Source organism: Streptacidiphilus neutrinimicus, assembly GCF_000787815.1.
GTDB classification, from domain to species: Bacteria; Actinomycetota; Actinomycetes; order Streptomycetales; family Streptomycetaceae; genus Streptacidiphilus; species Streptacidiphilus neutrinimicus.
The window spans coordinates 14413-39621 of sequence record NZ_BBPO01000026.1; the positions used below are offsets into that span (position 1 = coordinate 14413).

Genomic DNA, 25209 nt, shown 5'->3' on the forward strand with positions numbered 1-25209 from the left:
TTCAAGGGGGTGGTCACTCCGCGGAGGCGCTGCTCTTGCGGGAGCGCATCAGTTCGAGGCCGATCGGGATGACCGAGAGGACGACGATCAGACCGATGATCGGCAGCAGGTACTTGTCGATGTCCGGGATGCTGGAGCCGAGCGCGTAGCCGGCCAGGGTCACGCCCACCGACCAGAGCAGGCCGCCGACGACCTGCCACAGGGTGAAGGTCTTCACCGGCACGTTGAGGGCGCCGGCCATCGGGTTGAGGACGGTGCGCACGACGGGGATGAAGCGCGCCAGCACGATCGCCTTCGCGTGGCCGTACTTGGCCAGGATCTCCTCGGCCCGGTCGGCGCCCGCGAGCAGGTGCTTGTTGCTGGTGCGCGCGAGCAGCGCCTTGCCGCCCTTGTGCCCGATCAGGTAGCCGACCTGGGCGCCGAGCAGCGCGCCGACGGCGGCGCAGACCAGCACCGCGCCGAGGTTCAGGTGCACCCCGTTCTTGCTGGTGGTGCAGAGCAGGCCGGCGGTGAACAGCAGCGAGTCGCCGGGCAGGAAGAAGCCGACCAGCAGGCCGGTCTCCGCGAAGAGCACGACCAGGATGCCGAGAGCGCCGAAGGCGGCTAGCAGCGAGTTCGCGTCGAGGATGTTCACCGCGAGCTGGTGCACGCCCGTGGGGTCGGGGGCCATGGGGTTCGATCCTCCTGCGATAGTGGCTGCGAATCGTTTATCGTCTACATGCGTGTAGTCGTTCCGTGTCACTGTAGTGGATGGAACCGCGGAATCACGAAGACGACGGAAGGGTGGCTCGCACGTGGCGACGGAGGGGCAGCGGCGGCATCCGGGTGAGCTGGAGTCGAGCGTGCTGACCGTGCTGTGGGCGGCGGCGGGGCCGATGACGCCGGCCGAGATCCAGCGGTCGCTGGGTGGCGGCCTGGCCCGGACCACCGTCAATACGATCCTCTCGCGACTGCACGAAAAGGGGGTCGTGGAGCGCACCCGAAGCGGTCGCGCGTTCGCCTACGCGCCCGCGCGTGAGGTCGCCGACGCGCCGGGCCTCGCGGCGCGCCGGATGCGCAGCGAGCTCGACAAGCAGCAGGACCGCGAGACCGTGCTCGCGCGCTTCGTCTCCGGGTTGAGCGACGAGGACGAGGAACACCTGCGCCGCCTGCTGGGCGATTGAACCGCCGGGGCTGAACCGCCGGGCCCCTTCCCGTGGAAGATGGGCCCATGACGATGCGCACCCGCACCTTCGAACTCACCACCGGGCACCGCGAGACGGTCGTCGACCTCACCGAGCGCTGCCGGTCCTTCCTCGAGGAGGTGTCCGCCGGCGCGGACGGCCTGCTCAACGTCTTCGTGCCGCACGCCACCGCGGGCGTCGCCGTGATCGAGACCGGCGCCGGCAGCGACGACGACCTGCTGGCCGCGCTGCGGGAGCTGCTCCCGGCCGACGACCGCTGGCGTCACCGGCACGGCTCGCCCGGCCACGGCCGCGACCACGTGCTGCCCGGGCTGGTCGCCCCGCACGCGACGCTGCCCGTGGTGGACGGGCGCATGGCGCTCGGCACCTGGCAGTCGGTGGTGCTGGTGGACACCAACGGGGACAACCCCGTGCGCACCGTCCGGCTGAGCTTCCTGGCGTGACGCCCGGGACGGCCACGGCGCGAAGCGGCTCCCCGTGTTATTGAATGAGATGTGCGGTCAGGCATCTCGGGGCCCCGTCACACGGGCAGAACAGAGCCCCGGCTCCGCGCCGGGGATCGCTGAGGGAGCCGCATGGACTCCACACCCTCTCCCTCGTCCTCCTCGCCGTTCGACCTGGTCAGCAGCGCCTTGGAGCGCGACCTCTCAGGCGGCGGTGCGAGCGCGCCCGAAGATCCGGCCAACGGCCGTCAGGACCAGATCCTCGGCGCGGTCAGCCTGGACCGGGAGCTGCGGATCACTCGCTGCAGTCTGAACGCCCCCGTGTTCGCCGGTCTGCACGCCGGGGTGGGGAGCCCTTTCGTCGATCTCCTTCCCCCCGGGGACGTGCCGACGGTCACCCGGCGGTTGCACCAGGTGCTTCAGACCGGCGAGGCGCACGTCGCCCGGATCCAGCGGCTGCGGCGCGACGACGGGTCGGAGCTGGTCGTCTCGATGAGCGTGCTGCCCGCCGCGGCGCCCCAGGAGGGCCTGACCGTCTCCCTGATCGCCATGGCCACGCGGCTGCACCTGTACGCGGCCGAGACCGCGATCGGCACCTCGCTGGACATCGGCGAGACCGCGCAGGCCCTGGCCCAGTCCCTGCTGGCGTGGGGGGACGTGGCCGCCGTCGACCTCGACTACGCCGTGTGGACGGGTGAGGGGATCACCGGCCACGGCGAGGGGCGCATCCGGCTGCGGCGCGCCGCCCTGGTGCCGGACCGGGCGTGGCCCGAGGGCTACGTGACCCCGGGCGACGATCTGCCGGGCGACGCGAGCCGTCTGCTGGCGCTGGCGGTCCTGCGGGACGACACGCCGCAGGCCGTCGTCATCCCGGACCGGGAGGCGCTGGAGCGGGTGTTCGGCGGCGCGCAGGTGATGCGGGCCCTGGTGCCCGTGGACCGGTCGGCGGGTGTGGCGTGCATTCCGCTGGTCCTCGCCGGCGAGCCGCCGGTCGTGCTGGGCGTGGCGGAGGTCTGGCGACGGGCGGACCGTCCGTTTCGCGACAGCGAGCTGTTCGACCTGCAGGAACTCGTGGCCAGGACGGCCCATCACGTCGACCTGGCCCGTCAGCACCAGCGCGAGCACACGCAGGTGCTGGCGCTGCAGCGCCGCCTGCTGCCCCGGACCGGTGGCGACACGGTCGAGATCGCCAGCGTCTACCAGCCGACCACCCCCGACAGCGCGGGCGTCGGCGGCGACTGGGTGAACAGCTTTCCGCTCCCGGACGGCCGGACCGCGCTGGTCGTCGGTGACGTCGTCGGCCACGGGCTGGGAGCCGCCGCGATCATGGGCCAGCTGAGCATGGAGGCCCGCGCGCTGCTGTCCGCCGGGCTGGCCCCCGACGAGGTGCTGGAGCACCTGGACGAGACCGTGACGCTGCTGGACGACGCGGACTCCGGGCTCGCGGCGGGCTACAGCGCCCTGGGCTCGACCTGCTGCATCGCCCTCTACGACCCGGTCAGCCACCAGGTGGCGCTGTCGAGCGCCGGCCATCTGCCCCCGGTCCTGCTCTCGCCGGACGGGCACGCGCAGCAGCTCGCGGTGCGGCCGCACCCCGGCCTCGGCGCCGAGTTCGCGCTGCGCGAGCCGTTCGACGTGCACACCTTCGACACGCCCCCGGGCTCCCTGTTGGCGCTGTACACGGACGGCCTGGTGGAGGACCCGGCCGTGTCGATCGACGAGGGCATCGGCAGGCTGTCGGCGGCCGTGTCCACCGTCCACCCGTGGGAGGACCTGCAGCAGGCCGCCCGCCGCGTGGTCGCCGCGCTCGCGCCCGCCCGTCGGCGCGACGACGTGACGCTGCTGCTCGCGCGGATGATCGGCTACCGCAAGGGGGACACGACGACCTGGCGGCTGCCCGCCCGCCCCGACGCTCCGGCCCGTGCCCGCGCGCGGATCGCTGCGCTGTTGCGGCAGTGGGGCGCCGCGGACGACACCACGGAAACGGTGCTGCTGCTGGTCAGCGAGCTGGTCGCGAACGCGGTGCGCCACGCCACCGGGCCCGTCACGGTCCGGGTGATCAGGGCCGGGCACGGCCTGCTGTGCGAGGTGGGCGACACCGGGAACGGCAGGCCGCGGCTGAGCCGGGGCGGCCTCCTCGACGAGGGCGGCCGCGGGCTGCAGATCGTGCACCGGCTCACCACCCGGTGGGGGGTGCGCTGGACGGACACCGGCAAGGTGGTGTGGGCGGAGGTCGCGAAGTGACGCCTCCGCCGGGGCGGGGGGCGGGCAGGGCCGGCCCGGCCCCGGCGGCCGTCCGGGTCCGCGCTAGAGCCACTGGCCTTCCAGGGCGGTCGCGGTGAGGCCAGGAGCCGCCGCGAACAGGACGGCGCGACTTCCCGGGCTCTGTCCGGCGTCGTGCGCCCGCCGCATGATGTCGAACACGGCGGCGCCGCCGCGGTTGCCGCTGGCGTAGCTCTGCCGGCTGTGGTCGAGCAGCCCGGACGGCCAGCTCTCCGGCATGGTCTGCTCCATGTACTCCAGCACCCGGGTCCCGCCGGGGTGCGCCAGCAGCACGTCGGGGTGCCAGGCCTCCGCGTCGTCCTGGTAGCGGACGCGCAGCCACTCCCACATCGCGGTGACCGTCTCCTGCACCGCGCGCGGGCCGCGGCGGTCCATCACGAAGTGGGTGCCGTCCTCGCGGGTGTCCAGGCGGTGCAGGTCCTGGGTGCCGGGCAGCGTGTGGTGCCACGCGGAGTCCACCCGCAGCACCGACTCGGGCCGCTCTCGGCCGGTGACCACCACCGCGACCGCGGTGTCCGCGAACAGCAGCCGGACGATCAGGGACTCCAGGGTGTCGTCCGCGGGCTGGTAGGTGGTGCTCAGCGCCTCCGAGATCACGACCAGGACCACCCGGTCGGGGTCGGCCGCCACCAGGTCCGCCGCCAGCGCCAGGGAGCGGGTCCCCGCTATGCATGCCCACTGCGTGGCGGGCAGCAGCAACGTGTCGTCGCGAAGCGAGAGACGGTTGGCCAGCGCGACGTCCAGGCCCGGCAGCGCCGGGGTGGTGGAGTGACTGGTGATCAGGCAGTCGACGTCGGCGGCGTCCAGCCCGGCGATCTGCAGGGCCCCGCGCGCCGCGCGCTCCCCGTAGGACCGCACGGCCTCCCAGGCCGGCGCGGTGCGCTCCCGGACGGTCTGCGGCGTGGGCAGCGCCTCGAGGGCGGCGATGACGCGCTCCGCCTCCGGTCGGCTGAACCCGTCGCGCTCCAGGGCCTCTTGGGCCGGGCCGACGCCGACGGCCCGCAGGCCGCCGGCGCCGCCTGGGGCGACGGCGGCCTCGAGCGGGAGCATCCACCCGCGGGTCTCGATGCCCGTGCTCGCCGCGATGCCGTCGATCCGCGGGGCCCACGCCGCGTCGGGATGCCGGTCGCGCACCTCGGCGACGATCTGGCTGGTCTCAACGGCGTGCTCGCCGTGGATCACGGCAGGAGGACAGAGGTAAGCGGCCATGCTGGGGCACCTTTTCAGGGGGGACATGGGTTCGCGGCCAAGAGGGCGCCGACGGGCGCCACTTCGGGAGGCGCGGTTCCCCTCGAGAATGCACGCAAAACGGACATTTACGCTGTGACGTAGACAACTTGGGCGGCCTCAAAATATGTGACGCGGCGCACGTTGCCCGGTCCCACGCGGATCGTGCGCCTCTCCTTGCTCGGCTGACTCCCACTCATCCGACGATCTGTCAGGAGTCGTCAGCCAAAAGGCCGCACTTGTCAAAACGCTGGCATGAACACTTCCCCGGGTGTGTTACCGACTGGTAAAAAGTTCGACGACGCGCGTCGACCTGTCCCCACCCCTGACCAGTCGTGCACCACCACCACAAGTGGAGGTTCCATGCGCAGCCCCGCGTCCAGACGACTGCTGGCGAGCGCCCTCGCCGCGGGCGCCCTGATCACCGGCGCCCTCGCCGCGGCCCCCACCGCGCAGGCGTCGACGGGCGGCTACGTCGCCCTCGGCGACTCCTACTCCTCCGGAGTGGGCAGCGGCAGCTACATCTCCTCCAGCGGCTCCTGCGAGCGCAGCACGCTCGCCTACCCCTACCTGTGGCAGCAGGCCCACGCACCCTCCAGCTTCAGCTTCCAGGCCTGCTCCGGCGCGACCACCGCGGACGTGCTGAGCGGTCAGCTCTCCACGCTGAACAGCGGCACCTCCGAGGTCAGCATCACCATCGGCGGCAACGACGCGGGTTTCTCCTCCACCATGGAGACCTGCGTCCTCGAGGGCACCAGCGCGTGCGTGTCCGCGGTGAACTCGGCCGAGAACTTCATCAACACCCAGCTCGGCGCCAAGCTCGACGCCGTCTACTCGGCCATCCGCTCCGCCGCGCCCAACGCGCACGTCGTCGTGCTCGACTACCCCCACCTCTACGCGGTCCCCGGGGACTGCCTCTTCGGAATCAGCGACACCAGCCGGTCCGCGATCAACGGCGCGGCCGACGACCTGGCCTCGGTCACCGCCAAGGAGGTCGCGAAGTACGGCAACTTCAGCTTCGCCGACGTCCGCAGCGCCTTCTCCGGCCACGAGATCTGCACCGACTCGCAGTGGCTGCACAGCACCACGCTGCCGATAGACGAGTCCTACCACCCCACCGCCGCCGGGCAGTCGGGCGGCTACCTCCCGGTGTTCAGCGCCCACGCGTGACCGCTCGTAGCACAATGAGCGGATGACCGATCATCTCCCGCTGGTTCACCACGTCGAGTTGTGGACGGACGACCTGGCCCTCGCCGAACGACAGTGGGGGCCGGTGCTGACCGCGCTGGGCTGCGAGCCGTACCAGCACTGGCAGGACGGCCGCAGCTGGCGGGCCGGCGGGAGTTACGTCGTCATCGAGCAGTCGCCCGCGCTGCGGCCCGGAGGCCACGACCGGATGCGGGCGGGGATCAACCACCTGGCGCTGCGGGCCCCCGGGCGGGCCCGCAGCGTCGCGCTGCGTGACCTGGCGCTGTCCGCCGGGTGGAGTGAGCGCGTGGACACCGGACGGGCGCTGCACCTGATCGACGGCCAGGGTTTTGAGCTGGAGCTGGTCTACGACGAGCAGCCGGAGGAGACCGCTACGCCCGCTACGTCGTGAGCTGGACCGCCGGGGCGGCGGCCGCGTCCGCGTAGAGGGCCTCGATGTCGGCCGCGCAGGCGCGGGCGATGGCCCGGCGGCGCAGCTTCAGTGACGGCGTCAGCAGGCCCGCCTGCTCGGTGAACTCGATCGCGAGGATGCGGAAGGCGCGGACCGACTCGGCGCGCGAGACCGCCGTGTTGGCCGTCACCACCGCGCGCTGGAGCTCGGCGTGGAGCTCGGGGTCGGTCGCGGCCTCGATCGGGCTCAGCGGCGAGCGGCCGCGCACCCGCAGCCAGTGCTCGACGGCCTCGGGGTCGAGGGTGATCAGCGCGGCGATGAACGGGCGGTCGTCGCCGACGAGGACGCAGTGCGCCACCAGCGGGTGGGTGCGGATCCGGTCCTCCAGCACCACCGGCGAGACGCTCTTGCCGCCGCTGGTGACCAGGATCTCCTTCTTGCGCCCGGTGATGTGCAGGTAGCCGAGCCGGTCCAGGTGGCCGAGGTCCCCGGTGGCCAGCCAGCCGCCGCGCAGCGTGCGGCCGGTGGACTCGGTGTCGTGCAGGTAGCCCTGGAAGACCTGGCCGCCGGAGATCCAGATCTCGCCGTCCTCGGCGATCAGCACGCTGGTGCCCGGGATCGGCTGGCCGACGGTGCCGAAGCGGACCCTCTCCTGCGGGTTGGCGGTCGCGGCGGCCGTGGTCTCGGTCAGGCCGTAGCCCTCCAGCACGGTGACGCCCGCGCCGCGGAAGAACAGCGCCTGTTCGCGGCTCATCGCCGAGCCGCCCGACATCGCGAAGCGCAGCCGTCCGCCCAGCACCGCGCGGACCTTGCCGTAGACGAGGGACTCGTAGAGCTGGTGCTGCATCCGCAGCGCGGCCGACGGACCCGGCCCCTCGTCGAAGGCCTGACGCTCCAGCGCCTCGGCGTAGCGCACCGCCACCTGGTACGCCTTCTCGAAGGCGGAGGCCCGTCCGGACCGCTCGGCGCGTTCTCTGGCTCTTCGGAGCATCTTCTCGAAGACGTACGGAACGGCGAGCAGGAAGGTCGGCCGGAACGCTGCGAGGGTGGGCAGCAGCTGGGTCGGCGAGGTGCTCGGCTCGTGCCCGAGCTTGATCCCGCCGCGCACGGCGGTCACCTGGATCATGCGCCCGAACACGTGGGCCAGCGGCAGGAAGAGCAGCGTCGCGGGCTGCTCGCCGCCGCGTCCGCTGAAGACCTCGTCGTAGCGGGCCAGCAGGTTGTCGCACTCGGCGAGGAAGTTGCCGTGGGTGATCACGCAGCCCTTGGGGCGGCCGGTGGTCCCCGAGGTGTAGATGACGGTCGCGACCGTCTCCGCGACGACGGCCTGCCGGTGCTGGTTCACGTACTCGTCCGGCATGCCCTGCCCGGCCATCGCCAGCTGGGCGAGGGCTCCGGAGTCCAGCTGCCAGATGTGCCGCAGCTCCTCCAGGGTGTCGCAGACCGAGCCGACGGTCATGGCGTGGTCCTCGTGCTCCACCACGCAGGCCACCGCGCAGGTGTCGGCGAGGATCCAACGCAGCTGCTCGGCGGAGGAGGTCGGGTAGACCGGCACCGGCTGGGCGCCGAGCGACCAGAGGGCGTAGTCGAGGACGGTCCACTCGTAGCGGGTGCGGGACATCATGGCGACCCGGTCGCCGAAGCGGATTCCCTGCGCGAGCAGGCCCTTGGCGACGGCCAGCACCTCGTCGCGGAACTCCTCGGCGGTCACGTCCGCCCAGACGTCTCCCTGACGCCGGGCCAGGACGGCTTTCTGCGGTGTCTCCTCAGCGGTCCGGTAGACGGACTCGGCCAGCCCCTCCGCCTTGGGGCACCGCGCCAGCGCCGGAACACTGAACTCGCGCACGTGGTCTTTTCCCTCCCTGCCCCCCGAGGCGCGGGCGGCCGAACTCGAAAGTTACCTCTCGGAAACAGAGAGTGGCCAGAGTGCGTCCACCTGCTTCACCGGACTTCCACCCCGCGCGACCACCCTCTGCAACTTGCGGAGATATGTGCCGGTTGTTCGGTTTCGGTGCGCGAGATGTGATGACATGTGGCGAAGATCAGACGAAATATGCGTTCGATGAGGCGGGCGACGCTCGAACTGGTACATGCGCAAGTAGTAGAGTCGCGGCGTTTCTGCCGGGCCCACAAGAGGAACCCATGCGACTCCGCCGCAGATCCATCCGCGCGAAGATCACCGCGTTGCTGCTGGTACCGCTCGTCGCGTTGACCGGCCTCTGGGCCTACACCTCGGTGGTGTCCGCTACCCAGGTGTGGGGCCTGCTCAAGGTCGTCGACGACTACAAGTGGTACGGCGCACCCGCGGACGCCCTCTCCCGGGCCCTCCAGGACGAGCGCCGCGCCGCGGTCTCCTTCGCCGCGACCAGGATCGACGGCAGGACCGTGCCGGCCTCGGTGCTGGCGCCGCTCCAGGCCGCGGAGGCCAGGACGGACGCCGCCGCGGCAATGTTCGAGGCGCACGCGAACGACGCCGGCCATCGCAAGGACCTCAACGCCCCGTCCCAGGACGCGGTGCGGACGATCCTCGACCAGGTGAACGCGCTCAAGGTGGAGCGCACCGCGGTCCAGCAGCACTACCTGGACTGGTTCAGCGTGTACGTCTGGTACACGAACATCCAGGACCCCTTCTTCGACCTGCGCCTGGGCCTGAGCGACATCCCCGCCGGCGACCTCGCCCGCACCGCGCAGAACCTCGTCGAGCTGGTCCGCGCCCGCGAGTACATCTCCCGTGAGGACGCCCTGGAGGAGGGCACGCACCTCCAGCCCGACCTCAGTGCCGTCCAGTTCCAGGAGATGCTCTCCACCTCCGCCACCGAGCAGCTCCTGCTGCGCGTCCACATCACCCAGCTGCCCCCGCAGCTGGCCTCCCTCTACCAGGACTTCGCCGACAGCTCCGACTACTCCGAGCTCAACGCCCTGGAGGACTACTCCGGGCAGCTCGGCGAGTCCCAGCACATCAGCCGGCTCAACTACGCGCAGTGGCGCGAGACCGCCGACCGGGTGCTGAACCGGCTCAGCGACCTCGACCAGCAGTCCGCCACCATCGCCGGCCAGCAGGGGCGCGACTACGCGGTCGGCGTCCTGTGGCGCGACGGCATCGCCGGCGCGCTCGGTCTGCTCGCGGTCGTCGCGACGGTCTTCATCTCGGTGCGCATCGGCCGCCGCCTGGTGCGCGAGCTGGTCCAGCTGCGCAACGGCGCCTTCGACCTGGCCGGAGTGCGCCTGCCCTCCGTCATGCGGCGGCTGCGCGAGGGCGAGAAGGTCGACGTCGCCGTCGAGGCCCCGCCGCTCACCGCGCCCGACGAGCCCGGCCACGGACCGACCGCGCCCGACGAACTGGCCCAGCTCGGCCGCGCCTTCAACGCCGTGCAGCGCGCCGCCATCGAGGCCGCCGTCGAGCAGGCCGAACTGCGCCGCGGCGTCTCCGCCGTCTTCGTCAACCTCGCCCGCCGCAGCCAGGCGCTGCTGCATCGCCAGCTCTCCCTCCTCGACGAGATGGAGCGGCGCGCCGAGGACCCGGAGGAGCTGGAGGACCTGTTCCGGCTCGACCACCTGACCACCCGTATGCGCCGCCACGCCGAGGGCCTGATCATCCTCTCCGGCTCGGCGCCCGGCCGCTCCTGGCGGCGGCCCGTGCGCATCCTCGACGTGGTCCGCGCCGGCGTCGGCGAGATCGAGGACTACGCCCGCGTCCGCGTCCACCGGATGCCGCCCGTCGCCGTCGTCGGCGGCGCCGTCTCCGACCTCGTCCACCTGCTGGCCGAACTGGTCGAGAACGCCACCGTGTTCTCGCCCCCGAGCACCCAGGTGCGGATCGTCGGCGAGGAGGTCGCGCACGGTTTCGTGCTCGAGATCGACGACCGCGGCCTCGGTATGGGCGACGAGGCGCTGTCCGCCGCCAACGACCGTCTCGCCACCGGAGGCGACTTCGACCTCGGCGACACCGACCGCCTCGGGCTCTTCGTCATCAGCCGCCTGGCCGCCCGTCACCAGATCCGGGTCTCGCTGCGGCGCTCCCCCTACGGCGGCACCACGGCCGTGGTGCTGCTGCCGCACGAGCTGCTGACCCCGGCCGCGCCGCGCCCGGGCGACGCCACCGGGACCGGCACCGCGTCCGTGTCCGGCGCGGAGTCCGGCGCCGCCTCGGGCGAGTACGCGCTGCCCGCCTCGCTCACCCGCGGACTGCGCGACGCCCCGCCGGAGACCGGCCGCGCCTCCGGCAGCCGCCTCGCGTCCACCCCGCGCGCCTATCCGGGCCGCCTGGGCGGACCGCGCCCGCACACCCCCGACGAGTCCACCGGCGGCGGCCTGCCGCGCCGGCGTCCCAACCCCGCTCTGCAAGCGGTGCGTCAGGAGGTCCTGGCGGACGAGGTGCTGGTCGAGGAGGTGCTCAACGTCGAGGTCCTCGACGAGGGAGGCCTCGGCGCCCTCACGACGACGGGGCCGGTCCCCGGCGTCGAGGTGATCGACGCCGAGGTGCTGAGCGAGGAGGACCTCGCCGTCGAGCTGCTGCCCGCCGTCGAGGACAGCCGGGTCGGGCACCCGGAGCGGACCGCCCACGGCGGCGCCGGAACCCTCCCGCCCGCGCTGCCGCGCCGGGTGCGGCAGGCGAACCTGGCGCCGCAACTGCGTCGCAGCGGGGACGCCCCCGCGCAGCCGGAGACGCCGCGCGCGGATCGCACGCCCGAGCAGGCGCGCGCGACCTTCGCCTCGTTCCAGCGCGGCCTGCAGCGCGGGCGCACCCAGCCCACCCACCCCACCGATGACCACTCCGGCGAGAACACAGATCCGACTGCGGAAGGAACCACCCGATGACAGCCACGACGAAGCCGTCCGGCGACCTCAACTGGCTTCTGGACGACATGGTCCGGCGGGTGCCCGCGATCCGGCACGCCGTGGTGCTGTCCAGCGACGGTCTCGCCACCGGCGCCTCCGGCGAGCTGGCCCGGGAGGACACCGAGCACCTCGCGGCCGTCGCCTCCGGCTTCCACAGCCTCGCCAAGGGCGCCAGCCGCCACTTCCAGGCCGGGGACGTCCGGCAGACCATGGTCGAGCTCGACCAGGCCTTCCTCTTCGTCACCGCGGCCGGGGACGGCAGCTGCCTCGCCGTGCTCAGCGAGTCGGACGCCGACGTCGGCCTGATCGCCTACGAGATGGCCCTGTTGGTCCGCCGCGTCGGCGAACACCTCGGCACGGACCCGCGGGGCTCGGCGGGGTGAGACCGATGTCGGGGGAGCAGGACGGCTTCGACGGCGTCGACGGTTTCGAGGAGGAGCCGGACGACGCCCTCGCCGACCACTACGCCGAGGAGGCGGAACTCGGCCAGCTGGTGCGCCCGTACACCCTCACCCGCGGGCGCACCCGCCACGCCGTCTCCGAGGCGTTCGATCTGGTCACCCAGATCAGCCCCGCGCCGCGGGAGTCCGGCGGCGCGGACGAGGAGGCCCAGGACCCCGAGCACGAGGCGATCCTGGAGCTGGTGCGCGTGCGCACGCTCTCCGTCGCCGAGCTCGCCGCCGATCTCGACCTGCCGCTCGGGGTGGTCAGGATCCTTCTCGGCGACCTGTTCGAGGCCGAGTTGATCGAGGTCACCCGACCCGTCCCGGCGGCGGAACTGCCGCACGTCGACATCCTGCGCGAGGTGATCCGGGGCCTGCGCGCGCTCTGAGACGCGCGCACGCCAGCGGATCATCTGTTCGCCTCCAAGCCGACGGGCCTCCCCCGGACGGGTCATTCGCGTGCCCTCGCGGGCTGGTCGGCCGGGCGCTGGGCAGCTTCGCGGCATGGAGCCACGGATCTGTCCGCCACCCCCCGTCCCGGTCGTCCCGCCGGTGCGGCCGGGAGGCCCGCACACGCCGCCACAGCCGCCGCCCTTCCCGCCCGCGCTGCGCTGCGCGTACGTTCATCCGCGTCCGCCCGCGCACCCGCACCCGCGCCCGCTCCTGCGTGCGCCGGCGGCGCGGCCCACCCCCGTGCACGTCCAGCCGCCACCTCCGGCCCCCGTCCACACGCACGCCGCCACCGCAGTGCCGCGCCCGCTGCCGGCCCCCGAGGCGGCCCCTCAGCCCGCCGCTCCCGAGGCCGCGTTCGTCTACGTGGCCATCACCATCCCGGCCCTGGTCGCCGCAGGAACCGGCGCCTTCCACCAACTCTTCGGAAGGGGACGCTGAGTGGACCTCGGCTTCCTGTTCGCCGCGATCGTCGGCCTGTGCCTCGCGGTGTTCGTCCTCGCCCTCTTCGGCCGCACCGCCCGCTCGCGCGAGGGCAGCTTCTCCGGCAGCGCCCTCGCCTTCCTCGGCTCGGCCTCCCTGTCCTCCTTCGTGCTCATCGCCGCCTTCCTCATCGCGGGCTCCTGGTCCAACCTCAACACCGCGCGCGGCCACACCCTCGACGAGGCCCGCGCCCTCAACGCCGCGTACACGGACGCCGACGCGCGCACCCGCCCGCTGCTGCACGCCTACGTGACCTCCGTGATCCACGACGAGTGGGCCGCCATGGCCAAGGGCCAGGCGAGCCCGGTGTCCTGGCAGCGGCTCGACGCCGTCCGCGCCCAGGTCCTCGCGGAACCGGCCTCCGCCGACCGCGAGCAGGAGCTCACCGACCTGGGCGGCGTCTACACCACCCGGCAGGTCCGCCTGGCCGACTCCTCGGCGGCGATGCCGTGGCCGCTGTATCCCGCACTGGTCTGCACGGGACTGCTGGTGCTCCTGTACGCCCCGATCGCGGGCCTGACCTTCCACCGGCGCGAGGCGGTGGCCCTGGGCCTGGTCGGGGCGGTGGTCGGCTTCGGGGTCTGGATGGTGCTGCACATGACCCACCCGTACACCGGCCCGGTCCACGTGACACCGGTGGCCTACACACAATCCCTGCAACGCTTCACGCAGTTGGCGGGCACGGCGCCGAAGTAGCGGGGCGGTGCGCGCGAGATCGGGGGTGCGGTTCCGCTCCCCGCCGGATATTGCCTATGATGCGCCCGTGATGCGTGGCACGAAGGGGGACGGCTCGTTCGTCGCCGTCAAGATCCTGGTCGCGGGCGGCTTCGGCGCGGGCAAGACGACGCTGGTCGGGGCCGTCAGTGAGATCCGCCCGTTGCGGACGGAGGAACGACTGAGCGCGGCGGGGCGACCCGTCGACGACACGCACGGGGTGGAGGGCAAGACCACCACGACCGTCGCCATGGACTTCGGCCGGATCGACATCCGGGAGGGCCTGGCGGTCTACCTCTTCGGCACCCCCGGCCAGGACCGGTTCTGGTTCGTCTGGGACGAGCTGGCCCAGGGGGCGCTCGGCGCCGTGGTGCTCGCCGACACCCGGCGGCTGGAGGACTGCTTCCCGTCCGTCGACTACTTCGAACGGCGCGGCATCCCGTTCGTCGTGGCCGTCAACTGCTTCGAGGGAGCCGAGCTCTACCCGGCGGACCAGGTGCGCGACGCGCTCGACCTGGGCGGGCACGTGCCGGTCGTGCTCTGTGACGCGCGGGAGCGGGACTCGGTCAAGGAGGTCCTCGTGCATGTGGTCGAACTGGCGCTGACCGAGCGGGAGTCCGTCTACAGCTGAGCAAGGCGCTCGGGGCGTCAGCGGTGCGGCGAGAGCCGGAGCCGCGCGTTGGTGACGGTCATCGGCGGGTCCGTCAGGACCGTCAGCAGCGTCGGCCCGGCCGGGTTGGGCGCCAGCGGGGCGCCGACGCGGCGCAGCACGTAGACGGCGCTGCCGTGCGCCGGGACGGCGGCGGGGCCGGAGACGACCCGCCAGCCGGTGTCGGGCCAGGCGCTGACGCTGACGGCGAAGGCGGGCCTGAGCGGCGCCGCGCCGGTGTTGCGCACGGTCGCGGTGATCCGGTCGAGGCCGGTGAGGCGGGGGGAGTGCTTGGCCTGCGGGCCGGAGGCGGTCGCGGCGAGCCGCAGCGGCGACGGCGTGAGGACGGCCGTCAGCAGCAGGGCGAGGGCGGGCGCCGCCAGCAGCGGCGGCAGGGCGAGGCGCACCGCCCGGGAACGCAGCGGGGCGGGCCGCCAGGTCCAGGCGGCGGCGAACAGGGCGCGTTCGTTGCAGGCCAGGGCGACCAGCCAGAGCGGGACCAGCAGCACGAAGTACGTCTCGGTGGAGCGCGTGGAGAGGAAGAAGGCGGGCCAGGGCAGCAGCGCCAGCGCGGGACCCAGCCGCGCCGGCCAGAGCACCAGCGCCACGAGCGTGGCCAGCAGCGCCGCGGCCGCCGCGGTCGAGTAGAGACCGACGGCGCCGCTGCCGGAGGTGATCCAGAGACTGATGTCGATCGGGCCGAGCCCCTGCGGCGACGCGTGCTGCGTCAGCACGGTCAGCACGCCCGGCAGCCAGGCGCGGCGGTCGACGACTACGAACGGCAGGTTGACCAGCAGGAAGACCCCTGCGGTCAGGGCGGCGTACCGGCCCGTCACCAGGAGGGCGGGGCGCCGGCGGCCGAACTCGCCGCGCCGCAGCAGCAGCACGCCGAGCAGGAGGAACACCGTCAGGAACCAAGCGAGTTGGTGCGCGGCGTCGGCCACGCCGAGACAGCAGGCCGAGACGACGCCCTGCCGGCCCAGCCGTCCCCCGGCGCCGATCCGGCTCCAGCCCGCCAGCACGACCACGAGGAAGGGCAGTGTCAGGAACACCGGGTAGCCGTCGCGGGCGTACAGGAACGTCCAGCTCATCGCGAACACCAGCACCGTCGCGCCGGGCCGCAGCGCGGGCGGCAGCAGCCGGAACATCAGCGCGGCCGCGACGACCAGCGCGGCCAGGCACCACAAGCCGGTCACCGGCAGCCACGCCGGCGCCGGGAGCAGCCCGTGCGCGGTGAACGGCGCGGTCAGCAGCACGCTCAGCGGCGGGTAGCCGAAGGTGTCCGCGGTGCCGCCGTTCATCAGCGGCGTCATGCCGACGTGGAACACCCGCACCGTGTCGGTGAAGTGGACGCCGTAGACGTGTCCGCCGGCCACGAGCGACCGTGCCGCCATGGTCACCAGCGCGGCCTCGTCGTCGTGGTACGTCGGTACGCGGGTCCCGGTCGCGTAGGCCGTATGCAGCCCGAGCCGGACGACGGCCGCGAGGAGCACCGCCACGTCCAGCCGGCGCAGCCCGCGGTCGTCGCGGGCCACGGCGACCAGCAGGGCGAGCACCAGCAGTGCCCCGTACAGCAGACCGAAGCCGACGCTGAGGTAGACACGCGAGACCGCCTCGTCGCGCAGCAGGGTCGGCAGTCCTTGGAACAGCGCGACCACAGCGAGGAGGGACAGGACGCGATGGGCGAGCGTCGGCGAGACCGCCGCCGACCGCACCGGCGTGGAACGGTCCGCGTGGCGGTCCGTCAGGGCACGAGTCGTCATGGCGAGGCCGACCGTAGCCGACCGCGCGCGGCCCCACCTGCCGAGACGGCGACGCTACGCGAACGAGTGACAGCGCGGGCGGAGGCGTTCGCCCGTCCGGCCGAACGGCGCGTACGCGCTCGGCGGTTCGGCGAGAAGGAGGCGGAATGCCACCCCCCGGCGCCAAACCCCCTGCGCTACCCGCACAATGGTTCTTCACGGGAGCGACACAGCACGGAGTGCGGCAGACCACGGAAGGCGGTGACGGTACGGACATGGGCGACGCGGTGATCGGCGGATCGGATGTGGTTCCGCTGCGGCCCACGCGGCTGACGGTGCCGACGTGGCGACGCCTGCTCGGCCTCGCCATCACTCTGGCGGCGTTCGCGGCGGTCGCCTTCGTCGGCCAGGCCGTCGGCTGGCTGACGGCGGCCCAGTCCTCGGCGCGCGCGGCTCAGGCCGCCGACGGCCGGGCCCACCTGCTGGTGCTGGCGCTGCGCCAGCTCGCCCCGAACGGTGAGCCGGCCGAGGCGCGGTTCGCCCAGGTGGGCGGCGGGCTGGGCGCGGTGCTGATGCGGGACGACCCCCGCGGCGCGGCGGGGATGCTGCTGACCGTCCAGATCACCGCGCAGGCGACCACCGGCGCGTTCGGCGGCCGCCACGAGGTCAACGTGGCCCGCTGCTACGCGGTCGACTGGCGACCGCCGGAGGTGTCGAACCCGACATCGGTGCGCTGCCCGGGCGTGCCCGAGATCCCGGACGGCATGGAGGGCGCCGGACAGCTGGCCCAGGACCTCAACACGATCGGCGGCCTGGGCACCGGCAGGTACGTCGCCGCAGGCGTGAACGGCGCCTGCGCCTTCGGGGTCCAGAGCAGAAACGGTTTTCTCGCCTGGCCCGCCCCGTCGCTCACCCCCTGCGACGCCTCCCACGCCGCGGCCGCCGCAGCCGTCCGGGACTGACCCGGCTGGGACACAATGATCGGGTGAGCGGCCGGGGTCTCGAAGAGGAACTGCGGGGCGCCCTGCGTGGTGAGGTGGACTTCGGGGCCGCCCAGCGCGGGGTCTACGCGTACGACGCGTCGAACTACCGGCAGGTGCCGCTCGGGGTCGTGAAGCCCGCGTCGCGCGACGACGTGCGGGCCGCCGTCGCGCTCGCGGGGGCGCACGGCGTGCCGGTGGTGGCGCGTGGGGCGGGCACCAGCATCGGCGGACAGGCGATCAGCCCGGGCGCGCTGGTGCTGGACCTCCGGGCCGGGCTCGGCGGGCTCGCCGAGGACGCGGTCGACCCTCGCGCACGCACCGCGCGGGTGCGGCCGGGGACGGTGCTGGACGAGTTGCAGCGCGCCGCCGCGCCGTACGGGCTGCGGTTCGGGCCGGACCCGTCCACGCACAGCCGCTGCACCCTCGGCGGCATGATCGGCAACGACTCCTGCGGCGCGCACTCCGTCGCGTACGGGCGGACCTCCGACAACGTCCGGTCACTGGACCTGCTGCTCGCCGACGGAACCGAGCTCACCGTGCACGGGCCGCGCACGGCCGCCGAGCGGCAGGCGATGGCGCGCGAGCCCGGCCGGGCCGGGGAGCTCTACCGGGAACTCCACGAGCTCACCGAGGCCAATCTCATGACGCTGCGTCAGGCGTTTCCCGCGCTGCCGCGCCGCGGCTCCGGCATCGCGCTCGACGCGCTGCTGCCCGAGCGCGGCTTCGACCTCGTCCGGGCGCTGGTCGGCACGGAGGGGACCTGCGCCCTCGTGCTCGGGGCGACCGTCGACCTCGTCCCGCGCCCGAGCCGGACCGAGCTGGTGGTCGCCGGGTACGCCGACGAGACGGCCGCCGCCCAGGCCGTCGTCGAGCTGCTGCCGCTCGGGCCGTTGACGGCGGAGGGGATGGGCGCCGACCTGATCCGGTCCGACGCGGCCCGCGCGCGGCTGCCCAAGGGCGGCGGGTGGCTGTTCCTGGAGGCCGAGGCGGGCGACCACGCCCGCGCGCTCGAGCGGGCCGTGCGCGGGCAGGGCGCGGAGCTGACCGTCGTCGCCGACGCGGCCGGGCAGCGGGCGCTGTGGCGGGTGCGCGAGGCCGCCGCGGGGACCGCGACGCGGGGGCCGGACGGGCAGGAGGCGTGGCCCGGCTGGGAGGACTCCGCCGTGCCGCCGCAGCGCCTCGCGCCCTACCTGCGCGACCTGCGCGCACTCACCGCCGAGCACGGCCTGCACGGCACGCCGTTCGGGCACTTCGGCGAGGGCTGCCTGCACCTGCGGCTGGACTTCCCGCTGGACACCCCGGCCGACGGACGCTTCCGGGGCTTCCTGACCGAGGCGGCCGCGCTGGCGGTGCGCCACGGCGGCTCGCTCTCCGGCGAGCACGGCGACGGCCAGGCCCGCGCCGAGTTGCTGGGCCTGATGTACCCGCCCGAGGTGCTCGCGCTCTTCGCCCGCTTCAAGGCCCTCTTCGACCCGGCGCACCTGCTCAACCCGGGCGACCTGACCCGGCCGCGCCCGATCGACGCGGATCTGCGCCAGCCGGGCCTGCCGCGCGCGCTGCCGCTGGCCGACGGCGCCCGCCGCTGCGTGGGCGTCGGCGCGTGCGTCGCGGACGACCCGGCCGCGGTGATGTGCCCGAGCTACGCCGCCACCCGCGACGAGCGGCACTCCACCCGCGGCCGCGCACGCCTGCTCGGGGAGCTGCTGCGCGGCACGGTGACGGGGGAGGGGCCGATCACGGACGGCTGGCGCTCGCGCGAGGTGCTGAGCGCGCTGGACCTCTGCCTGTCCTGCAAGGGCTGCGCGAGCGACTGCCCGGTCCATGTCGACATGGCGACCTACAAGTCCGAGTTCCTGCACCGGCACTACCGCCGTCGCCTGCGGCCGCGGGTGCACTACGCGCTCGGCGGCCTGCCGCGTCTGCTCCGGCTGCTGCACGCCGTCCCGGGCGCGGGCTGGGCGGCGCGGCTCGCCCTGCGCGTGCGACCGCTCGCGACCGTGGCCCGCGTCCTGGCGGGAACGGCCCCGGAGCGGCCGCTCCCGGCGGTCCCGGCCCGGTCGTTCGCCGGCTCCTACCGGCCGCCCGCCTCCGGTCGGCCGGTGCTGCTCTGGCCGGACACCTTCGGCAACCACCTCGACCCCGACGTGCTGCACGCCGGCGCGGCCGTGCTGACGCGGCTGGGCTTCCGGCCGCTGCTGCCGCCGCGCCCGGTCTGCTGCGGCCTGACCTACGTGAGCACCGGCCGTCTCGACGCGGCCCGCCGGACCATGGCCCGCACCCTCGGCGTGCTCGCCCAGGTGCCCGCCGAGCTGCCGGTCGTGGTGCTGGAGCCGAGCTGCGCCGCGGCGCTGCGCGAGGAGCTGCCCCGGCTGCTGCCCGACGACCCGCGGGCCGCCGGCCTCGCGGCCCGCGTGCGCACCTTCGCCGAGTTCCTGGACGAGCAGGCGCCGCTCGACCGGATGCCTCGAGCGGCCGCCGGGCTGCGCGAGGCGCTGGCGCAGACGCACTGTCACCAGCACGCCGTGCTGGGCACCGCCGCCGACGAGCGGGTGGCGGCGCGGGCGGGGCTGGACGTACGGCGGCTGCCGCCGTCCTGCTGCGGCCTGGCCGGGAACTTCGGGTTCGAGCGGGGGCACCATCAGGTCTCCCTTGCGTCGGCGGAGCGGGTGCTGCTGCCGGCGCTGCGCGCGGAACCGGGAGCGCGCGTCCTGGCGGACGGATTCAGCTGCCGTACCCAGATCGCCCAGCTCGGCGACGGCCGCAAGGCCTTGCATCTCGCGCAGTTGCTGCGGGAGGTGCTGGAGGGGGCAGTGCGACCTGAGGGGGATCCGGCTCCGTAGCCGCTTGCAGCAACCACCACAAGGCTCTGACCGGCCGCGCGGCATTCTGGTGCCGCGCGGCCGCCGTCGTCTCGCGGCAACACCGTGGACACGCGCAGGTAACGATCCCGCCGTCTTGCAGAAAATTGCTGCAAGGACTTTCCAGTGCGCTCACACCGCTGTTACGTTCCTCCCCAAGCCCAGCGGCAGTGCGGCTCTGGGCATCCCACCCCTGAAGGAGTGCACAATGCGTCGTGGCATTGCGGCGGCCGTTCTGGCGACGGCGATAGCGGTTTCTGCAAGCGCTTGCGGTTCCTCCGGCGGGACCGCCTCCGGCAGCTCTGCCAGCGGCCCGGTCACCATCACCTGGTGGGACACCTCGGACGCCACCAACGAGGCCCCGACCTACAAGGCCCTGGTCGCCCAGTTCGAGCAGGCCAACCCGAGCATCAAGGTCGACTACGTCAGCGTGCCGTTCGCCAACGCGCAGACGAAGTTCACCGCCGCCGCTGCCGCCGGCAAGGGCGCCCCGGACGTGCTCCGCTCCGACGTGGGCTGGCTCGCCGGCTTCGCCCAGCAGGGCTTCCTGGTCCCGCTCGACGGCACCGCCGCCTCCGCCGAGAAGTCCTCCTTCGAGCCGCAGCTGATCCAGCAGGCCACCTACCAGGGCAAGCTCTACGGCATGCCCGAGGTCACCGACACCCTGGGCCTGATGTACAACAAGGCGCTCTTCACCAAGGCCGGCATCACCGCCGCCCCGAAGACCTGGGACGAGCTGAAGGCCGACGCCGCGCTGGTCAAGCAGAAGGACGGCGTCGACGGCTTCGCCTTCAACCCGGCCTCGTACTACGCCATGCCGTTCCTGTACGGCGAGGGCACCGACATGCTGGACGCGTCGAGCAAGAAGCTGGAGTTCAACTCCGCCGCCGCGATCAAGGGCATGAACACCCTCAAGGACCTGGTCTCGGCCCCCGGCGTCTCCAAGCTGGACACCACGCCGAACGGCTACACCAACATCATGGACGCCTTCGAGAGCGGCAAGGTCGCCTCGATCATCCAGGGCCCGTGGGAGACCAGCAACGTCTTCAAGGGCGCCGCCTTCGCCGACAAGACCAACCTGGGTGTCGCGGCCGTCCCGGCCGGCTCCGCCGGCAAGGCCGGCGCCCCGATCGGCGGTCACAACCTGGTCGCCTACGCGGGCTCGGACGCCGCCCACCAGGCCGCCGCGGAGAAGTTCATCGCCTTCATGACCTCCGCCGCGTCGCAGGTCACGACCGCGACCAAGAACGACACGCTCCCGACCCGTCAGGACGCCTACACCTCGGCCGTCACGTCCAACCCGGGCATCGCCGACTTCCAGGCCATCCTGAGCGCTGGTGTGCCGCGTCAGCCCGTCGCCCACTACAGCGACCTGTACGGCCCGTTCGGCACCGAGCTGACCAAGATGCTGAGCGGTCAGGAGACCGTCCAGCAGGCGATGAGCAACACCACGATCCAGGCCCAGAAGCTGCTGCCGGACTACGCCGCGCAGTGATCCCCGTGCCGGCCGACTGCCTCCTTGAGGGTGGGGGCGGTCGGCCGGCCGTCCCGCGTCGTCCCCGGCAGTCGCTCCCCAGCGCTGCCCCCAGCTGTGCTTTCCCAGTTCTGACGTGCGAAGAGGTGTCAGCATGACCGTGGCCGCGCCGGCGGAAGCCGCCACGCCACGCCGGTCCGAGGAGCCGCGGCGCCGCACAGGCCCGCTGCGCCGGATCCGGCGTTCCTACGACCAGTTCTGGTACGCCTGGGCGATGTGCGCCCCGGTCGTGGTGATCCTCGGTGTCCTGGTCGGCTATCCGCTGGTCCTCGGCATCATGTACACCTTCACCGACGCGACCAGCCTCAACGTCGGCCACACGATCGGGGTCAACAAGATCCCCGACACGTTCAGCTGGGTCGGGCTGAAGCAGTACGTCGACATCCTGTCCGGGCCGGACAACCAGTTCTGGCCCCACTTCTGGTGGACCATCATCTGGACCGTCAGCTGTGTGGCGATCACCGTCTCGCTGGGCCTCGGCCTCGCCGTGCTGCTCAACCGGCAGGTGCGCGGCCGCACCTTCTACCGGGTGCTGCTGGTGCTGCCGTGGGCGGTGCCGACCTTCGTCACCATCTTCTCCTGGCGGCTGCTGCTCTCCGACGGCGGCGCGGTCAACCACCTCCTCGGCGCCCTCGGCCTCGGTCAACCCGAATGGCTGAGCAACCCGTTGTGGCAGAAGATCGCCGCGATCGGGGTCAACGTCTGGGTCGGCGTCCCGTTCATGATGATCTCCATGCTGGGCGGCCTGCAGTCCATCCCGGCCGAGCTCTACGAGGCCGCCGAGATGGACGGCGCGACGCCCTGGCAGCGGTTCCGGCACGTCACCCTGCCCGGCCTGCGCCCGGTCAGCAGCACGCTGATCCTGCTCGGCGTGATCTGGACCTTCAACCAGTTCAACGTCATCTTCCTGCTGTTCGGCTCGACCAACGGCGACAGCGTCCAGATCCTGGTCACCTACTCCTACCGGCTCTTCTTCGGCCAGAACCCGATGGACTACGCCGGCGCCGCGACGGTCGGCGTGCTGTGCCTGTCCATTCTCATCGTCTTCACCGAGTTCTACCGGCGCTGGATCCGGCGCATGCAAGGAGCGCAGGCATGAGCCAGACACCCCAGGTCGACAAGGGCAGCCAGGCCGCCAAGAAGAGCCGCGGCCGGGGCAAGCGGGGCCCGCTCGCCTCCGTGGGACTGCACTCCGTGCTCGCGATCGCGGCCTTCATCGCCGCGTTCCCGGTGGCCTGGGTCGCCTACGTCTCCCTCGGCCCCGGCGAGTACGACTACCAGCACCCGCAGCGGATCGCCGCGCACCCGTCGCTCTCCAACTACGACCACGTGCTGAACCACACGGACTTCTTCACCTGGCTCGGCAACTCCACCATCGTCGCGCTCGGCACCACCGTCGTCGGCGTGCTGGTCGCCGCCAGCGCGGGCTACGCCGTCTCCCGGATCCGGTTCCTGGGCCGCGGCAGCCTGATGTACACCTTCCTGCTGACCCAGATGTTCCCGGTGTCGGTGCTGATCGTGCCGCTGTACAAGATCCTGGCCAACACCAAGCTGCTCGACACCTACCCCGGCCTGATCCTGGTCTACTGCACCACGGCCGTCCCGTACTGCGCCTGGCTGCTCAAGGGCTACTTCGACACCATCCCGGTGGAGATCGACGAGGCCGGCCGGATCGACGGGCTCAGCCCCTTCGGCACCTTCTGGCGGCTGATCCTGCCGCTGGCCCGGCCGGGGCTGGCGGTGGCGGCGTTCTACACCTTCCTCACCGCCTGGGGCGAGGTCGCCTTCGCGTCCTACTTCCTGCTCTCCCCGGACAAGTTCACCCTCGCCGTGGGCCTGCAGCAGTTCGTCAGCCAGTACAACTCGCAGTGGAACTACCTGGCCGCGACGGGCGTGCTGATCGCCATCCCGGCCGCCGCCTTCTTCTACCTGGTCCAGAAGCACCTGGTGACCGGCCTCACCGCCGGCGGGACCAAGGGCTGATCGAGCCGACTCCCCGGCCCCGCCCATAATCTGACCACCAGTCACTTCTCCCGCAGCTCTCGCACCCAAGGGATCCCATGACCCAGCATCTCGTCGTTCCGGCCCAGCCCGCCCGCAGTGGTGGAGACGAGCCCGCGCCGCAGAGAACCGGTTGGTGGCGTGACGCGGTGATCTACCAGGTCTATCCGCGCAGCTTCGCCGACGCGAACGGCGACGGCATGGGCGACCTCGCGGGCATCCGCGCGCGCCTGCCCTACCTGCGCGACCTGGGAGTGGACGCGGTCTGGCTCTCCCCGTTCTACGCCTCACCGCAGGCCGACGCGGGCTACGACGTCTCCGACTACCGCCGGGTCGACCCGATGTTCGGCGACCTGGCCGACGCCGCCGGGCTGATCGAGGACGCGCACGGGCTGGGCCTGCGGGTCATCTTCGACCTGGTGCCCAACCACTGCTCGGACCAGCACGAGTGGTTCCAGCAGGCGCTGCGCGAGGGCCCCGGCTCCGCGCTGCGCAAGCGGTTCCACTTCCGTGCGGGCAAGGGCGAGAACGGCGAACTGCCGCCCAACGACTGGGAGTCCATCTTCGGCGGGCCGGCCTGGACCCGGGTCACCGAGCCGGACGGCACGGCCGGGGAGTGGTACCTGCACCTGTTCGCGCCCGAGCAGCCGGACTTCGACTGGGAGCACCCGGCCGTCGCCGACGAGTTCCGCTCCATCCTGCGCTTCTGGCTGGACCTCGGCGTCGACGGCTTCCGCATCGACGTCGCCCACGGCCTGGTCAAGGCCAAGGGCCTGCCCGACCTCGGCGTCCACGACCAGCTGAAGCTGCTCGGCAACGACAGCATGCCCTTCTTCGACCAGGACGGGGTCCACGAGATCTACCGCTCGTGGCGGCCGATCCTGGACGAGTACCCGGGGGAGCGCATCTTCGTCGCCGAGGCGTGGACCCCGACGGTGGCCCGCACCGCCAACTACGTCCGCTCCGACGAGCTGCACCAGGCCTTCAACTTCCAGTACCTGGCCACCCCGTGGGTCGCCGAGAAGCTGCGCGAGGTGGTCGACCTGACCCTGGAGGCGATGCGCCCCGTGGGCGCGCCCGCCACCTGGGTGCTCTCCAACCACGACGTGACGCGGCACGCGACCCGGTTCGCCAACCCGCCGACCGAGGCCACCCAGATCCGCACCCCCGGCGACCGCGCGCTCGGCCTGCGCCGCGCCCGCGCCGCCACTCTGCTGATGCTGGCCCTGCCCGGCTCCGCCTACGTCTACCAGGGCGAGGAGCTGGGCCTGCCGGACGTCACCGACCTGCCCGACGAGGTGCGCCAGGACCCGTCCTTCCTCCGCGCCAGCGGCCAGGACGGCTTCCGCGACGGCTGCCGCGTCCCGATCCCGTGGTCCGGCGCCCAGGCGCCGTACGGCTTCGGCCCCGCCGCGGGCGGCCCGAGCTGGCTGCCGCAGCCGGCCGACTGGGTTGAGCTCAGCGTCGAGGTGCAGTCCGGCGACCCGACCTCGACGCTGGAGCTGTACCGCTCCGCGCTGGCGATCCGGGCCGCGCACCCGGCGCTCGGCGCGGGTGACGGCGTCGAGTGGCTGGACGCTCCCGCCGGGGCGCTGGCCTTCCGCCGGAGCCACGCGGACGGTGCCTTCGTCTGCGTGGCCAACACCGGCTCCTCGCCCGTCCGGCTGCCGCTGCCCGTGCCTGGTCGGCTGCTGCTCACCTCGGGCGAGGAGCCGGTCCGGACGGGCGAGGAGACGGTGGTCCCGGCCGACACGACCGTCTGGTGGTCCGTCTGAG

The 25209-nt window shown here is 72.9% G+C and carries 21 protein-coding genes; 17 read left to right on the top strand and 4 right to left on the bottom strand.

Features of this window, described 5'->3' with window-relative positions; translation table 11 throughout:
• Window positions 1–13 precede the first annotated feature (13 nt).
• Window positions 14–670, bottom strand: a complete 657-nt coding sequence (locus TR48_RS18100) for a DedA family protein (protein WP_042368449.1) — start codon at window positions 668–670, stop codon at window positions 14–16.
• A gap of 124 nt (window positions 671–794) precedes the next feature.
• Between TR48_RS18100 and TR48_RS18105 the strand changes: the two genes are divergently transcribed.
• The 3 genes from TR48_RS18105 to TR48_RS18115 all read left to right on the top strand — a co-directional run bounded on the left by TR48_RS18105 (window position 795) and on the right by TR48_RS18115 (window position 3871).
• Entirely contained in the window at window positions 795–1163 is a 369-nt protein-coding gene (locus TR48_RS18105) for a BlaI/MecI/CopY family transcriptional regulator (protein WP_042368451.1), read from the top strand.
• 47 nt (window positions 1164–1210) lie between these two features.
• Window positions 1211–1627, top strand: coding sequence for a secondary thiamine-phosphate synthase enzyme YjbQ (locus TR48_RS18110; RefSeq protein ID WP_042368453.1), 417 nt, complete (start codon window positions 1211–1213; stop codon window positions 1625–1627).
• 132 nt (window positions 1628–1759) lie between these two features.
• Window positions 1760–3871, top strand: a complete 2112-nt coding sequence (locus tag TR48_RS18115) for a SpoIIE family protein phosphatase (RefSeq protein WP_042368455.1) — start codon at window positions 1760–1762, stop codon at window positions 3869–3871.
• Between the two features lie 63 nt (window positions 3872–3934).
• Here TR48_RS18115 and TR48_RS18120 read toward each other — a convergent pair whose 3' ends face one another.
• Window positions 3935–5119 carry a beta-ketoacyl-[acyl-carrier-protein] synthase family protein gene (locus TR48_RS18120; protein WP_042368457.1) on the bottom strand — a complete coding sequence of 395 codons (1185 nt, stop codon included), beginning with the start codon at window positions 5117–5119 and terminating at the stop codon, window positions 3935–3937.
• Between the two features lie 381 nt (window positions 5120–5500).
• Here TR48_RS18120 and TR48_RS18125 point away from each other — a divergent pair, with 381 nt between their 5' ends.
• Window positions 5501–6307: an SGNH/GDSL hydrolase family protein gene (locus TR48_RS18125; RefSeq protein WP_042368459.1), complete on the top strand. Its 807-nt coding sequence runs from the start codon at window positions 5501–5503 to the stop codon at window positions 6305–6307.
• A gap of 22 nt (window positions 6308–6329) precedes the next feature.
• Window positions 6330–6737 (top strand): VOC family protein, encoded by a 408-nt coding sequence (locus TR48_RS18130; protein WP_170183540.1) that lies wholly within the window; start codon window positions 6330–6332, stop codon window positions 6735–6737.
• On the opposite strand, the gene TR48_RS18135 is transcribed toward TR48_RS18130, so the two are convergent.
• Window positions 6727–8583, bottom strand: a complete 1857-nt coding sequence (locus TR48_RS18135) for an AMP-dependent synthetase/ligase (protein WP_042368461.1) — start codon at window positions 8581–8583, stop codon at window positions 6727–6729. The two genes, TR48_RS18130 and TR48_RS18135, sit on opposite strands and share 11 nt — an antisense overlap.
• 296 nt (window positions 8584–8879) lie before the next feature.
• Here TR48_RS18135 and TR48_RS18140 point away from each other — a divergent pair, with 296 nt between their 5' ends.
• The 6 genes from TR48_RS18140 (at window position 8880) to TR48_RS18165 (ending at window position 14297) form a co-directional block, all read left to right on the top strand.
• Window positions 8880–11555 carry a sensor histidine kinase gene (locus TR48_RS18140; protein ID WP_052442758.1) on the top strand — a complete coding sequence of 892 codons (2676 nt, stop codon included), beginning with the start codon at window positions 8880–8882 and terminating at the stop codon, window positions 11553–11555.
• Window positions 11552–11959 carry a roadblock/LC7 domain-containing protein gene (locus TR48_RS18145; RefSeq protein ID WP_042368463.1) on the top strand — a complete coding sequence of 136 codons (408 nt, stop codon included), beginning with the start codon at window positions 11552–11554 and terminating at the stop codon, window positions 11957–11959. The genes TR48_RS18140 and TR48_RS18145 overlap by 4 nt, the downstream gene beginning before the upstream one ends.
• A gap of 5 nt (window positions 11960–11964) precedes the next feature.
• The gene (locus TR48_RS18150; RefSeq protein ID WP_042368466.1) at window positions 11965–12408 is read left to right on the top strand and encodes a DUF742 domain-containing protein; all 444 of its coding nucleotides are present in this window, start codon (window positions 11965–11967) and stop codon (window positions 12406–12408) included.
• Between the two features lie 304 nt (window positions 12409–12712).
• A complete protein-coding gene (locus tag TR48_RS42020) occupies window positions 12713–12910 on the top strand; it encodes a hypothetical protein (RefSeq protein WP_152628028.1) in 198 nt (65 codons plus the stop codon).
• A complete protein-coding gene (locus tag TR48_RS18160) occupies window positions 12911–13648 on the top strand; it encodes a bestrophin-like domain (protein WP_042368470.1) in 738 nt (245 codons plus the stop codon).
• A 70-nt stretch (window positions 13649–13718) separates the two neighbouring features.
• Window positions 13719–14297 (top strand): GTP-binding protein, encoded by a 579-nt coding sequence (locus TR48_RS18165; protein WP_042368472.1) that lies wholly within the window; start codon window positions 13719–13721, stop codon window positions 14295–14297.
• A gap of 17 nt (window positions 14298–14314) precedes the next feature.
• Here TR48_RS18165 and TR48_RS18170 read toward each other — a convergent pair whose 3' ends face one another.
• Complete coding sequence (locus TR48_RS18170) at window positions 14315–16078, bottom strand: hypothetical protein (RefSeq protein ID WP_052442759.1); 1764 nt, start codon at window positions 16076–16078, stop codon at window positions 14315–14317.
• A gap of 254 nt (window positions 16079–16332) precedes the next feature.
• On the opposite strand from TR48_RS18170, the gene TR48_RS18175 reads away from it, so the two are divergent.
• From TR48_RS18175 to TR48_RS18200, 6 genes are all read left to right on the top strand, one after another.
• Window positions 16333–17019 carry a hypothetical protein gene (locus TR48_RS18175; protein WP_042368475.1) on the top strand — a complete coding sequence of 229 codons (687 nt, stop codon included), beginning with the start codon at window positions 16333–16335 and terminating at the stop codon, window positions 17017–17019.
• Window positions 17020–17042: 23 nt separating this feature from the next.
• A complete protein-coding gene (locus TR48_RS18180; RefSeq protein ID WP_042368477.1) occupies window positions 17043–19880 on the top strand; it encodes an FAD-binding and (Fe-S)-binding domain-containing protein in 2838 nt (945 codons plus the stop codon).
• Between the two features lie 226 nt (window positions 19881–20106).
• Window positions 20107–21393, top strand: coding sequence for an extracellular solute-binding protein (locus tag TR48_RS18185; protein WP_042368479.1), 1287 nt, complete (start codon window positions 20107–20109; stop codon window positions 21391–21393).
• Between the two features lie 133 nt (window positions 21394–21526).
• A complete protein-coding gene (locus TR48_RS18190) occupies window positions 21527–22531 on the top strand; it encodes a carbohydrate ABC transporter permease (protein ID WP_042368481.1) in 1005 nt (334 codons plus the stop codon).
• Complete coding sequence (locus tag TR48_RS18195) at window positions 22528–23415, top strand: sugar ABC transporter permease (RefSeq protein WP_042368483.1); 888 nt, start codon at window positions 22528–22530, stop codon at window positions 23413–23415. The genes TR48_RS18190 and TR48_RS18195 overlap by 4 nt, the downstream gene beginning before the upstream one ends.
• Window positions 23416–23492: 77 nt before the next feature.
• Entirely contained in the window at window positions 23493–25208 is a 1716-nt protein-coding gene (locus tag TR48_RS18200) for a glycoside hydrolase family 13 protein (RefSeq protein ID WP_042368485.1), read from the top strand.
• The last annotated feature ends 1 nt before the right edge of the window (window position 25209 follow it).